The organism is Cetobacterium sp. ZOR0034 (assembly GCF_000799075.1).
Classification (GTDB): Bacteria; Fusobacteriota; Fusobacteriia; order Fusobacteriales; family Fusobacteriaceae; genus Cetobacterium_A.
This window is the reverse complement of record NZ_JTLI01000113.1, coordinates 11,573-25,028: the sequence shown is the minus strand read 5'-3', so window position 1 is coordinate 25,028 and position 13,456 is coordinate 11,573. Positions and strand designations below refer to the sequence as shown.

The window sequence follows — 13,456 nt, the reverse complement described above, 5'->3', positions numbered from 1 at the left end:
ATATGAAAATACAGTAAAATTTGTTTATTATATAATAAAATATTTATAAATTAACTAAAGTAAATACTGCTAGACTTTCAAAAACTATATCGTAAACAAGAGCTAAAGCAGGAATTTTACTTTCTTCATGAGGGGCAAAAGAAACCTCTACTCTTTTAGGGATTGTACCTAAATTAGAGTTAGCTTTTTTAGATATTGCAGTTCCAAGTCCAAATTGTATAGCTTGAACTTCTGGAATTAAAGAGAAAGCTATATTAGAAAATCTATTTTTAAATAGATTCATGTTTGTATTGAAAGGAAGATTTATTTCAAGAGAGCTTCCAAGTGCATCATTTGTAATAACCATCTTTTGAATAGCAACTCTGATATAGGCTTCATTTTTTTCTCCATGGAAAATTCCGCCAATTTCAAGAGGAGTGACAGTTGGAATAGACTGAAGAAGTTTTTTACAAAGAGCTCCAACAAGAATTATACTAGAGATAAAATCTCCGTGAGTATATATGAAAGTGATATCTTCACCAGTAGTAGTTTCTTCACTTATACCAGATATAACATCAATCTCTTCAAGTGGATTTGGAGAATATCCTTCCATAGTCCTTTTAGCTAAATCTTTTCCAAAATCTAAAGCTGTAATAGTAACTCCTTTTGGAAAATTTGAAATAGTTAGCTTAGTTCCGTTCTCTATATTTTCAAAATTGATTTTAATTTTTTCACCAAAAATCATAAAAACCTCCAAGATTAAATTTAGTTTACTTTATATTATATAACAAAGTTTATTTAATCTCTAGATAAAGAATATTAATTTTTTAAAAGATATTTATCTAAGCATAAATTATGAAGCTCTTTTTGACATTGCTCCCAAGTTCCAACAATAAGAATACCATTAGATTCAACTCTCCAAAAGTGATTAGAAACTCTTTTAAATCTCATTAAAATTCCCCTCCTTAGATTCTTCTACATAATTGTACAAGTGAAAAATAAAAAAATATAAAAATTATCTAATAGAATTATACTTTAATGTAGAAAAAAAATCAAATATTTTTTTACATTTTTGTAGAAAAATAGTATAATGATAAAAAAGAGCGATGGGAGGAAGAAGTGAAGACAAGATTCGGTATTTATTTAGAAAAATTTATGATAAAAAATAATTATACCTTAGAGTATGTAGCAAAGCAAACGGAATCTTCTCTATCTGTAGTCGGACATTACCGTAAAGGAATTAGGATTCCAAAGGATGATTTTATAGAGAGATTTATAGAAAAATTTATATCTTCAGAAAAAGAGGCTGATGAGATAAGGTATGTTATTGCTTATGATAGAACTCCAGATTTAATAAAAAAGAAATTAGAGGAATCTGTAGTATTAAAAGAGGAAAAGAAAGCACAGATAATCTCATTACCTGTCCTTGGAAAAGCTGCGGCAGGTTTAGGACATGCAAATTTCGAAGATAACACAAGAATGGAGTTGCTAACTTCTATTCCAAATACAGGTGTTCCTAAGAATGCTTTTATGGTAGAAGTAAGTGGTGATTCGATGTTTCCCACACTTTCGGATGGTGATTTAGTAATTATTAATCCGTTGAAGAAGGAGATAGAAAGTATAGATGGGAAAGTTTGTGTTTTAAATTACCATGACCAAACATATATAAAAAGAGTTAAAATAAAAAGAGATGAGATAAGGCTAACTTCAGACAATTTGGATAAAAAGAGATATTCTGATATAGTTATATCAGGAGAAGACTTAGAATATTTAAAATGTCATGGAGCAGTTATAGAGAGTAGAAGAAAGCACTAGGATTAAAAAATTCTAGTGCTTTTGCTATTTATTTTTTAGTTGATTTTGCTAAAAATACAAAAGGAATTAAGACAATAGCTATAATTGCACTTCCAATTAAAATATCATTAATTCCCATGATAGATGATTGAAATTGAACTTCGTTATTAATATTACTTAAATATTCCGCAGATTTTATTAAACTTTTATCTATCTTAGGATTTGTAGAAACTATTGAGCTAGCCATCATATTGTGGTGAAATGCCATCGTGTGATTCCAAGCAGGAATAACAAGAGATGTTCCTAAACTACTTCCAATATTCCTCATAAAATTATAAATACCGGATGCACTAGCAAGGTTTTCACTACTTATATTCGAAAGAGTCAACGTGTTTAGAGAGATAAAAAATATACCAACTCCAAAACCATTTAAAAATCTAGTAAAACTGATATATTCTGAGGTGACCGTAGGTGAGTAGTTAGCAGTCCAAAAAGTTGTGAGACCTAAAACTAAAAATCCAAAAGCAGCCGTTTTTCTAGCATCAAGGTAATCTATTTTTTTTCCTAAAATAGGTGCAACAATAAGAATTGCAATACCGAGAGTACAAGTTGTTCGTCCACTCATAAAAGCAGTGTATCCCATATAGTTTTGTAGCCATATAGGAATGACAACAACTCCACTAAAATAAGCTAGAACAGAAAACATCAATGTAAATGATCCGACACAAAAATTTCTATCTAAAAAAAGTTTAATATTAACAACTGGATTTTTATGATACCACTCCCAGATTATTAAAATAGTTAGACAAATAAAAGAGAGTAAGGCAAGAATTACAATTGTCGGGCTTGAAAACCAATCTAGATCATTCCCTTTGTCTAGCATCAGTTGTAGTGCTCCAACTCCAAAAGCTAAAAAGATAAATCCTATAAAATCAACCGGTTCCTTTGCAGTGGTTTCTTTTGGAATTTCATTTTTAAATATATAGTAGACAATTAAGCTAGATAGAATTCCAAAGGGAAGATTTATATAAAAGCACCATCTCCAAGAGGCAGTATCAGTAACCCATCCTCCTAAGACTGGTCCAATAACAGGAGCTAAAACTATAGTCATTGACCATATACCAAGAGCAATTCCTTTTTTTTCTTTAGGATATAATTTTAACATAAGAGTTTGAGAGAGTGGAATCATGCTAGCGCCAACAATTCCTTGAAAAACTCTCATAATCAGAAGAAAGTCCAGAGATAGACTTAAACCACAAAGCATACTAGCTAAAGTAAAAAGAAGTGTTGCCGTAATATATTGTCTAATAATACCAAATCGTTTAGTTAACCAACCAATAAGTGGTAAAAATATGGCTTCAGCTACAGCATATGATGTAATAATCCAAGTACCTTGAGTGGCTGTTACACCAAAGTCACCAGCGATATGACTTAAGGAAACATTTACTATAGTCATATCAAGTACATTCATAAAGGAACCTATAGCTAAAGCAATAGTAGCAAAAATGATAGATGCATTCATGAGTTCCTCCTAGATACTATTTTCTTCAATGATTTTTTTAATAAGTGTATCCAACTCTTCAGAATGATCATCTTCAATCAATAATTTTTGATCTGAAAATAAAGGATCAAAGTCAATTATTTTAGATGTATCTATTTTTATATTTAAACTAGTTCCAATAGGTAGTAGGCCATTTTCCTCCAGTGAATTTTCATAAAAATCTATTCGCACAGGAACTCTTTGAACCACTTTAATCCAGTTTCCAGTAGCATTTTGAGTGGGAATCAAAGAAAGTGAACTTCCAGAACCAGGAGCAATTCCAGTGACTACCCCTTTATAGAATTTTCCATTCAAATCACTTTTTATCTCTACGCTATTTCCTAACTTTATATTTTCTAGTTGTGTTTCTTTAAAGTTTGCAGTAACCCAAGTTTTAGTTAGATTTATAACAGTAACTAGAGGTTGCCCTACAGAGACTTGTTGTCCAATTTCTACTTGCTTTTGTGCTATAATTCCAGAAATAGGTGATGAGATATTAGTTTTTTTTAAGTCATAGAAACTCTTTTTTAAATCTTGAATAGCAATAATAACTTTAGGATGAGAGTAAATATTTGAGCTTAAAGCTTGAAGTTTACTATTATTCAAATTTATTAAACTTTGTTCGTAGCTGTTTTTACTACTTGTATATTTAAAAGCAGCTAAATCAAAATCCTCTTTACTTGTAATTCCAGCTTTGTTAGAAATCTCTTCTCTCTGCAGAGTTTTATATGCTATATTTAGATTTGCTTCAGCTGTTTTGAGTGCTTCTGATTTTAATACAATATTATTTTGTAGACTATAATATTCTCTTACTGCATTAGCTAAATTAGCTTTTGAGTTATTTAATGCAATCTGATAATCTATCGGATCTATCTTGATGATTGATGAGTTAGAAACTATAGGCTGTGTTTCCTCAGCGGAAATCTCCTTTATAATACCTTGGATTTGAGCAGTAACTGTAACTTGATTTCCTGCAATATAAGAATTCTCAGTTTTTATATAGTTTCTTAAAAAAAGAGAGTAATAAATAAAATATAAAATACTAAAAGAAAATATAGCCGTAAGAAAAAGTGAGATTTTTTTATAAGCTTTAACATTATTTTTAATTTCCATTTATATCACCTTTATTTTCATAGTAACCACCTAAGGATTCTACTAGTTTTATTTGACTTTGATAAAGATTGAAACTGTTCAAAATATAATTGAACTTAGCACTTAGTAAATCGTTTTCACATTTGAGAAGTTCGTATTTAGACATACGACCAATTTTAAAAAGTAATTTAGCATCCTCATAATTAGTTTTTGAATTATTATAATTTTTTTTCTGTAGGTTGTTATTATTATTTGCAATCTTAAGGTCATTCAAGTTGTTATTAATATCTTGATAAGCCCTGATAACGTTGTTATTATAATTTTCGATGAAGATATTTAAATCAATTCCAGCAATCTTATAGTTTTCTTTTAGTATTCTTCTATTAAATAGTGGAAGATAGAAACTTGGACCTATATTCCATAAATTGGTTTCAGATTTTAATAAATCCTGTATATTGAGACTATAATATTGATATTGTCCACTTATAGATATTCTAGGATAAAAATCAGCTGTTAAAGCTTTTAAATTTTCTTTTTGTCCAGAGATTAAAGTAAGGTAATATTTAACATCGGATCTATTGATAATCACATCAGAATCAATAAATTCAGGTGTAGTTATAAAAAATGGAAAATTAAATACTTCTTTTTCAATTGTATTTAGAGCAATATCTATTTTTTCTGATTTTATTTCACCAACTAAAGAGTAGAGAGTATTTTGTATAATTGTTTTTTGTTGAGCAGTACTATTTAGTGATTGAATGATATTATTTAGATAATTTTTGGACTCTAAAATAGAGGATCTATTTGCGGCTCCGGTAGAATAAAGAGTTGTTTCGAAAGATATAAAATCTTTGGCAATAAGTAGTCTTTCATTTAGAATTTGCTCTTCTTTTGAAAGCAAAATATAGTTAGCGTATAAATTACTAACAAAAGTTGAAAGAGTTAAAGTGGTCCAATCGAGTTGAAGTTCATTTCCATCTTTAAAGTACTCAGCTCTATTTTTTAATGCTTCAAATTTTCCCCAAATATCGAAAATATATTCGGCATTTAAAGATAAAATACCAGTATCTATAGTTTCACTATTTTTAATATCTTTTATTGGAAGATCAGTATAAACTGATGTATCTAGACGTGCTCTATTATAATTTCCGCTGATAGCAATTGGGGATACATTTGAAAATTTTGTAGAGTTTAGTGTGTATAAGGCTTTTTCTACATTAAGTTTTGCAACTTTTATTTGAGAGTTTTTTAATAAAACTTCATCTATTAGTTGGATTAAAGTATTATCATTAGTATATAGCCACCATTTTTTAGAGAAAAATACTTCATGAGAATTAGTTTTAAGACTATCTTTCTTTAAATCTCTAATCTGACTTTCTTTTATTTCTGGGATTCCGATACACCCAATTAAAGTCAGAGTTAATGTAAATATGAAAATGTAGTTTTTCATAAAAAATCCCCCCAAATTAAAAAACTAAATATTATAACTCTTTAAGAATTTCATTAAAGATATGTTTTGCAATTTCAGCTTTAGGCTGTTCATCAAAAATTATATTTTCACCATTCTTTTTTATAATTTGAATACTATTTGTAGATTTTTGCATATTTTCAGCATTGTTAGCAACTATTAGATTTAGATTTTTTTTAATCAACTTTTTATTTGCATTTTCAATTATATTTTCTGTTTCTGCTGCAAATCCAACAAGAATTTGATTTTTCTTTTTTTGTCCCATATTAAAAAGAATATCAGGATTTCTTTCTAGAACAATTGTTAATTCACCATCTGCTTTTTTTATTTTTTGTTCAGAATAATCTTTTGGTCTATAATCAGCAACAGCAGCACAAGCTATTCCGATATCTTGAGTATCAAATCTTTCCATAACAGCATCAAACATATTAACTGCGCTTCTTACCCTCACAAACTCTTTTAAACCATGTGGAATCTCAAGATTGGTAGGACCAGAAACTAAGGTAACATCGGCACCTAACTCTATAGCTACTTTAGCTAAAGAGTATCCCATTTGTCCACTAGATCTATTAGAAAAATATCTTATAGGATCTAAAGCTTCCTCTGTTCTTCCAGCTGTGATAAGAACTTTTTTTCCTTTCAAAACTTTAGGTAGTGGAGATAAAATATCATTTTCAATTATTTCAACAATTTCTAATTCATTTTTTAATCTTCCTTTGGCATTAACGTTACAAGCTAAAAATCCTTCGTCAGATTCTATGAATTTATATCCTAGATTTTCTAGTTTTTTTATATTAGCTTTTAAAATGGGATTTTCATACATGTTTACATTCATAGCTAAAGCAAAATATACAGGCTTTCTGCAAGCTGAAATAACTGTAGAGAGCATATCGTCAGCAATCCCATTGGCTACTTTTCCAACAATGTTATATGTTGCAGGGGCAATCAAAAAAACGTCAGCCCAATCAGCTAAAGAGATATGTTCTACTTCAATTTGATGATTTCTCTCCCACATGTCAGTTACAACTCTATTTCTAGAAAGAGTTTCTAGAGTTTGAGGTGTGATTATATTAGTTGCGCTTTCAGTCATAATGACTTTAACGTTGTATCCTTTTTTTCTTAAAATAGATATAATATTAGCTGATTTATAGGCAGCAATTCCACCAGTTACACCAATTAAAATATTTTTCATAAATTTATCCTCCTGAATTAAAGAAAATTACATTATTTTTATATATTACACTATTTTAAGCTGAAAAAAAATAGAAATTGTTATATAATTAAGATTATAATAAAAAAAGGAGGTCTTTATGAAGGTAGTTGCGTTTAATGGAAGTCCAAGAGAGAAGGGAAATACATACTTTGCATTAAAAATGGTTGCAGAAGAGTTACAAAATGAAGGGATAGAAGTAGAAATAGTTCATGTAGGAAATAAGAACATAAGAGGTTGTGTAGGTTGCAATGGATGTGCAAAAAATAGAAATGAAAAATGTGTTTTACAAGATGATGTATATGTGAATGAGTGGGTTCAAAAAATAAAGGAAGCGGATGGGGTTTTATTAGGATCACCTGTTCATTTTGCAGCAATGAGTGCTACAATGAAATCGTTTTTAGATAGAGCTTTTTATGTTGCGTCAGTTAATGGGGGAATATTTAGACACAAGGTTGGTGCTTCTGTTGTTGCAGTAAGACGTTCTGGTGGAGTTCCAACGTTTGATCAGTTAAATAATTATCTTAATTATTCAGAAATGCTAATGCCTACGACTAATTATTGGAGTGTAATACATGGTTTAAGACCTGGAGAAGTTGAACAGGATGAGGAAGGAACTCAAATAATGAGAGTTTTAGGAAAAAATATGGCATGGTTATTGAAAATGGTAGATTATACAAAAGATAAGATTGCACCACCTGAAAAAGAGAATAAAAAATATACTCATTTCATAAGATAAAAAAAACTCAGAGCTAATTATTAGCTCTGAGTTTTTTTATATTCCAGATTTTTTTAAAGTTTTGTTAATTCCAAAAACTTTGAAAATCATAAGAGTTAAAATAAATGTTAAAACATCTGCAAATGGAAGTGTTAACCATATTCCATTAACTCCGAAAAATTTAGGAAGAATAGCAATTCCGATTCCCATGAAAACAACGCCTCTACAAACAGATATGATATTAGCGAGTAGAGCTTTATCCATTGCTTGAAGATAAGATATATTCATGAAATTAGCTCCTACAAATATAATAGCACTTGAGTATAGGAATAACCCTTTTGTTGTATATTCAAAAAGATCAGATTCTGTTGTAAATATTTTAACGACATCTAAGGCAAATATTTTTACAATAATCAAAGCGATGGTAGCTGCAATAAAGCAGAATCTATGCGAATATCTAAATATTTTTAAAACTCTTCTATAATTACGTCTTCCGTAGTTGAAACTAACTAAAGGTTGAATTCCTTGAGCTAGACCAGTGAATAGCATTCTGTAAATAACAAATGAGTATGAAATAATTCCGTATGCAGCAACTCCGATTTGCCCTTCAGATTTAGAAAGAGTTATATTTAAAAGTATTGTTATAACCATAACTGCAAACTCTAAAATAAAGGATGAAAAACCAAGAGAGCAAATCTTACCCATAAGCTTCCATTCAATATGTTTTAGATTAAAATCCAATTTAAAAGTTGAGTTAGGGAAGTGTAAACAAAGGTAAACTGCAGAAAGAATTTGCCCGATTGCAGTAGCGTAAGCACCACCTTCAATCCCCATTTTTAAAACAAATATAAATATATAATCTAATACAATATTTGTTATAGCTCCAATAAAAAGAGAATTCATGGCTTTTTTAGGAGCATTATCATTTCTAACAATAGCATTTAAAGATATTGATAACATTAGGAAAAATGCAGCTATAATACAAGGATACATATAGCCTTTAACCATAGGAAGCAATAATTCTGTAGCTCCTAATGACTTCATAATTTGATTAGGAAATATAAATACTAAAGATGCTATAAGTATATAAAAAATAAGATTTAAAAAAATTGTATATGTAAAGCATTTGTTTTTAAAAGTTTGGTCATCGCTTTTTAGAGATATTAAAGTAGCTCCTCCTGCTCCAAACATTAAGCTTAAAGCGGCGGTTAAATTAATTATAGGATAACCTATATTAACCGCGGCTATTCCGACACTTCCAATTCCTCTTGAGATAAAAACTCCATCAGCAACAACATAAAGTGAATTTACAAGCATTCCAATAGATGCCGGAATAGCAAATTTATAAAAAAGTTTATTGATTGCTTGATTCTCTAATTGATTCGTTTGTATTGACATTTTTTCTCATATCCTCTTCATTTTCTAAAATTTTAAGAGTTTTCATCTCTTTTTTTGTCATAATAAAAGTAACAATAACAGATAGTATATCGGCGCAAGGAACAGCCATCCAAACACCTTTTACTCCCCATATATTTGAAAAGATAAGTACAAGTGGTATTAGGAAAAGTACTTGTCTTGATAAACTTAAAAACATTGTAGTTTTTGGTTTTCCAGTGGCTTGGAAATATATCGCAGCTATAATTTGGAATCCTATAAAAGGAAACATAAGAGTAAAAACTCTAAGACCTTTAGAAGCGGCATCTAAAAGTTCGGGATTGCTAGTAAATATAACGATAAAATATTTAGATAGAAATTGAATTGCAAGAAATCCAATAACTGATATTGTGACTGCACCTTTAACAGCAAGCATGAAGGCTTCCCTAACTCTATGATAAAGCTTAGCTCCATAGTTGAAACCTAATATGGGTTGTACTCCTTGATTTATACCAAAAATTGGCATAAAAATAAATGTATTTACAGCATTTACGATAGTCATAGCACCAACAGCTACATCTCCACCATGTTTCATAAGTGTACTGTTTAAAACAAAGCTAACAACACTAGAACCAATTTGCAGTACAAATGGCCCAGCACCTATAATAAAGATATCTTTCACTCTTTTCCAATCTAAGATTAGATTATTTAAATGAAGTTTTATTCCACTGTATTTAGAAGTGAAGTATCCAACTGTCCATAGAGCTGAAATAATTTGAGAAATTATAGTAGCAAAAGCTGCTCCTTTAACTCCCATATTTAACCAAAATATAAAAATTGGATCAAGAATAATATTTGTGATAGCTCCTAAAAGAAGAGTAATCATAGAAATTTTGGGATTACCATCAGATCTAACAGCAGCATTTGTAGCATATCCAACAGTTAAAAAAGGAAAACCTAGAGCTACAATCGTAAGGTAGTCTCTAGCAAAAGGTTCAGTTGCAGGGCTAGTACCAAGTTTACCAATATATAAATCCATGGAAAATATTATTATAAAGGTTAAAATAATACCGAAGATAACAGCAAGTGAAGTAGCATTTCCTAAATATTTTTCTGCTAAATCTTTTCTTTTTTTTCCTAATGCAATTGAGATGTTAGTAGCACCACCGAGACCAATTAAAAGACAAAATCCAATTGAAATAATCATAATTGGAAATACTACACCAACACCAGCAATGGCTAAAGGGCCAATTTCAGGGATGTTCCCGATATAAATTCTATCGACGATGTTGTATAACGCGTTGACGAACATTCCAATGATAGCTGGAAGTGAAAATTTAACGAGCAGTTTTCCAATGGGTTGCTCTCCCATCTCTTTGTGTTTTTCTTTCATAAAATTCCCCCATTTTAAATATAATTCATCCTTTAATTATAGCTTAAAAATTTTAGAAAATCAATTTTATCTCTATATAAATAAGTGATTGGATTCTTAGAAAAATAGTTGTATTATATATGTAACATAATAAAGATTTAGAGGGGTTTCTATGTCTAAAGTAAAGATAAAAATAGATAAAAATAAAAAAGAAAGTATTTATATTCAGCTTTACCAATGCATAAAAAAACAGATATTGAGTGGTGAAATTTCGAGTGGAGAAAAATTACCATCAATACGTCAGGTTGCAATAAAACTAGATGTAAATCAAAATACTGTTATTCAAAGTTATCATCTACTAGAAGAGAAGGGATTGATAAAGAAAATTTCAGGAAAAGGATGCTATGTACAAGAGATTTGTGAATTTAAAGTAGAAAAAAAAGAGTTGCCTTTAATAGATAGTTTCAAATATGGTCAAAGTTTAAAAGAGAAAAAAATCAATTTTTCTAACGGAACACCAAGTTCGAATTATTTTCCTTTAGATGAATATCGTAAGTTTCTAGAGGAAGTTTTTTCTGAGTATGGCGCTGATATTTTTCAATATCAAAATGTTCAAGGAGTTGAAAGTTTGAGAGAGCTTTTATCTGAAGAGTTTGAAAAAGAGGATATTTTTGTTAAGAAGGAAAATATACAAATTACATCAGGAACTCAGCAGGCATTAGATATTGTAATAAAATTATTTTCAAAAGAAACTAAACCTATTGTTGCATTGTCAGATCCAACTTATCCGAACGCTTTAAATATTTTTAAAGGGTGGTGTAATATAAGGACTTTGGATATAAAAAATGATGGATGGGATTTAGAAGAGTTTGAAGAAATTTTAAAAAAAGAAAAAATAGATTTTATATATGAGTGTATAAACTTTCAAAATCCCACAGGAGTTAAATGGTCGATAGAAAAACGTAAAAAACTTTTAAAATTAGCCGAAAAATATAGTTTTTATATAGTTGAGGATGATAGTTTTTCAGATTTTTATTATTCTGATGAAAAACCAAAAAGTTTAAAAAGTTTAGACAAGTTAGGAAGTGAAAGAGTCATATATATAAAAACATACTCCAAAATTCTTATGCCTGGGATAGGATTAGCTGTTATGATAGTTCCTGAAAAGCTTGCTCAGAGAGTTCTCTTGATAAAGTATGGGTTGGATACGACAACGTCAGGTGTAAATCAAAAAATTCTTGAAAAATTTATCGTTAAAAATAAATTGGCAGAGCATTTAAAGATATTAAGAAAAGAGTTTGGAGAAAAGCAAAAGTTTATACTGAAATTGCTAGAGAATCTTGAAAATTTAGAGATTATGCATATTCCAGAGGGTGGTTTTTTTATTTGGATAAAACTTTCAGATAATATTGATGGAGAGAAGTTATATCAAAAATGTAAAGAGCAAGGTGTAGCACTTTTGCCTGGAGCAATATTTTATAAGGATAAAAGAGATGTTTGTAAAATTAGATTAAGTTTCATATCTTCATCCCTAGAAGAAATAAGTGTAGGGATGAAGATACTAAAAGAAGTATTACTTCTTTGTAACGTGGAAAATTCTAAAACATGTAGTAACTAAGATGATTCCTAGGGCCATAGAACCAGCAATTATTGAGGTTTCCATTCCTTTTAACATAAACTCTTGATATCTGTTTTGTATAAGGTGTAACATAGTAAAATATACACCACCACCAGGTGCCATAGGAATAAGTGCAGCTATAAGTAGAGTTGGGACTGTAGTCTGCACTTTTTTAGCCATCATTTCAGAATAAAATGCCGTTATAGCTGTAGCTAGAAGGTAGCAAGTTGAATATGAATAACCTTTCTCTGTAAAAAAAAGATAGAAAAACCAACTGATAGCACCTCCAATGCCAGAGTACATGATTAATTTTCCTCTAACGTTGAAGAGTATAGCAAAGCTAACTGTAATAAAAAAAGCAAAAATAACCTCTATAAGAAACATTAAAACCCTCCAAAGTTATAGAATAATTTAGTGACAAGTCCAGCTCCGATAGCGATAGCGCCTCCAGTCATTAGAACCTCTGTTGCTCTAGATGTACCTGAGATTAAATCACCTGCTATAATATCTCTAATAGAATTTATAAAAGCGACTCCTGGAACGAGTAACATTAAAGAGGAGATTATACTAATTGATGGACTAGAAATAACCCCATTTATATAAAAAAGATTTGAAACTAGAGCACAGATAGCTCCAGATATTAGATTTATAAAAAAGCTATTTAATTGTAGCCCAGAAACGATATATGAAAAAAGAGCTACACCAGCACCAGCGACAAAGGCAGCGGCAAAATCGTTTGCTCCACCTTTAAAAGATACAACAAAACTAGCGGCTCCTAAAGCCGAAGCAGCTAAATTCATTCCAAAGCCATATGCTTTAATCTTGTCAATCTCTTCTAAAGATCTTTTCAGTTCAAGGAATGTGTATGAATCAATCTCTTTAATAATCTTATGAACTTGATGAATTTTATCGAGATTTGAAGACCTAGAATTGATTCTTTCTACCAAAGAAACAATTTCACCATCTTTATTTTTTCCTGAAACAATTATACAAGTAAGAGTAGCAAAGCAATCAATTTTTAAATTAAAATGTTGACCGATACGAGAAATAATATCTTCAACCCGGTAAACTTCTCCACCGCTAGTTAATACTATTTTTCCGGCGAAAGTTGCTAGTTGAAGAACGTGATGTTCTGAAATTAGTTGTTTTTTTGGCATAAAATCTCCTATAAATTATAAAAATTTAAAACATATCTAATAGTAGCATTAAACTTTAGAAAAAGCAATAAAGACATTTATTAAAAAAAACAAAAAAACTTGTTGACATAAAGTATTAATTGTGGTATTATTAA

13 protein-coding genes are annotated in these 13,456 nt (G+C 29.8%); 3 read left to right on the top strand and 10 right to left on the bottom strand.

What is annotated here, in order from left to right; all coding sequences use genetic code 11:
* Nucleotides 1-43 precede the first annotated feature (43 nt).
* Both L992_RS12890 and L992_RS13865 read right to left on the bottom strand, forming a co-directional pair.
* Nucleotides 44-724, bottom strand: coding sequence for a hypothetical protein (locus L992_RS12890; RefSeq protein WP_047383869.1), 681 nt, complete (start codon nt 722-724; stop codon nt 44-46).
* A gap of 74 nt (nt 725-798) precedes the next feature.
* A complete protein-coding gene (locus L992_RS13865; protein WP_255359937.1) occupies nt 799-930 on the bottom strand; it encodes a hypothetical protein in 132 nt (43 codons plus the stop codon).
* Between the two features lie 168 nt (nt 931-1,098).
* Between L992_RS13865 and L992_RS12885 the strand changes: the two genes are divergently transcribed.
* Nucleotides 1,099-1,794 carry a S24 family peptidase gene (locus L992_RS12885; protein WP_047383871.1) on the top strand — a complete coding sequence of 232 codons (696 nt, stop codon included), beginning with the start codon at nt 1,099-1,101 and terminating at the stop codon, nt 1,792-1,794.
* Between the two features lie 28 nt (nt 1,795-1,822).
* Here L992_RS12885 and L992_RS12880 read toward each other — a convergent pair whose 3' ends face one another.
* From L992_RS12880 to coaBC, 4 genes are read right to left on the bottom strand one after another with little or no spacing between them, the layout of a single operon-like run.
* Nucleotides 1,823-3,295, bottom strand: a complete 1,473-nt coding sequence (locus L992_RS12880; RefSeq protein WP_047383873.1) for a DHA2 family efflux MFS transporter permease subunit — start codon at nt 3,293-3,295, stop codon at nt 1,823-1,825.
* 9 nt (nt 3,296-3,304) lie between these two features.
* Nucleotides 3,305-4,426: an HlyD family efflux transporter periplasmic adaptor subunit gene (locus L992_RS12875; RefSeq protein ID WP_052191799.1), complete on the bottom strand. Its 1,122-nt coding sequence runs from the start codon at nt 4,424-4,426 to the stop codon at nt 3,305-3,307.
* Nucleotides 4,416-5,855, bottom strand: a complete 1,440-nt coding sequence (locus tag L992_RS12870) for a TolC family protein (protein WP_047383875.1) — start codon at nt 5,853-5,855, stop codon at nt 4,416-4,418. The genes L992_RS12875 and L992_RS12870 overlap by 11 nt, the downstream gene beginning before the upstream one ends.
* A 31-nt stretch (nt 5,856-5,886) precedes the next feature.
* Nucleotides 5,887-7,065 carry a bifunctional phosphopantothenoylcysteine decarboxylase/phosphopantothenate--cysteine ligase CoaBC gene (gene coaBC / locus L992_RS12865; RefSeq protein WP_047383877.1) on the bottom strand — a complete coding sequence of 393 codons (1,179 nt, stop codon included), beginning with the start codon at nt 7,063-7,065 and terminating at the stop codon, nt 5,887-5,889.
* A gap of 118 nt (nt 7,066-7,183) precedes the next feature.
* Between coaBC and L992_RS12860 the strand changes: the two genes are divergently transcribed.
* On the top strand, nt 7,184-7,822 hold the full coding sequence (locus L992_RS12860; RefSeq protein ID WP_047383879.1) for a flavodoxin family protein: 639 nt from the start codon (nt 7,184-7,186) through the stop codon (nt 7,820-7,822).
* A gap of 36 nt (nt 7,823-7,858) precedes the next feature.
* On the opposite strand, the gene L992_RS12855 is transcribed toward L992_RS12860, so the two are convergent.
* Together L992_RS12855 and L992_RS12850 are read right to left on the bottom strand one after the other, a co-directional pair.
* The gene (locus tag L992_RS12855; RefSeq protein WP_052191800.1) at nt 7,859-9,199 is read right to left on the bottom strand and encodes an MATE family efflux transporter; all 1,341 of its coding nucleotides are present in this window, start codon (nt 9,197-9,199) and stop codon (nt 7,859-7,861) included.
* On the bottom strand, nt 9,156-10,568 hold the full coding sequence (locus L992_RS12850; protein WP_052191801.1) for an MATE family efflux transporter: 1,413 nt from the start codon (nt 10,566-10,568) through the stop codon (nt 9,156-9,158). The genes L992_RS12855 and L992_RS12850 overlap by 44 nt, the downstream gene beginning before the upstream one ends.
* Nucleotides 10,569-10,719: 151 nt before the next feature.
* Here L992_RS12850 and L992_RS12845 point away from each other — a divergent pair, with 151 nt between their 5' ends.
* Entirely contained in the window at nt 10,720-12,165 is a 1,446-nt protein-coding gene (locus tag L992_RS12845) for a PLP-dependent aminotransferase family protein (RefSeq protein WP_047383881.1), read from the top strand.
* Here L992_RS12845 and L992_RS12840 read toward each other — a convergent pair.
* A complete protein-coding gene (locus tag L992_RS12840) occupies nt 12,121-12,549 on the bottom strand; it encodes a threonine/serine exporter family protein (protein ID WP_047383883.1) in 429 nt (142 codons plus the stop codon). The genes L992_RS12845 and L992_RS12840 overlap by 45 nt on opposite strands.
* Nucleotides 12,549-13,322 (bottom strand): threonine/serine exporter family protein, encoded by a 774-nt coding sequence (locus L992_RS12835; RefSeq protein WP_047383884.1) that lies wholly within the window; start codon nt 13,320-13,322, stop codon nt 12,549-12,551. The genes L992_RS12840 and L992_RS12835 overlap by 1 nt, the downstream gene beginning before the upstream one ends.
* Nucleotides 13,323-13,456 lie beyond the last annotated feature (134 nt).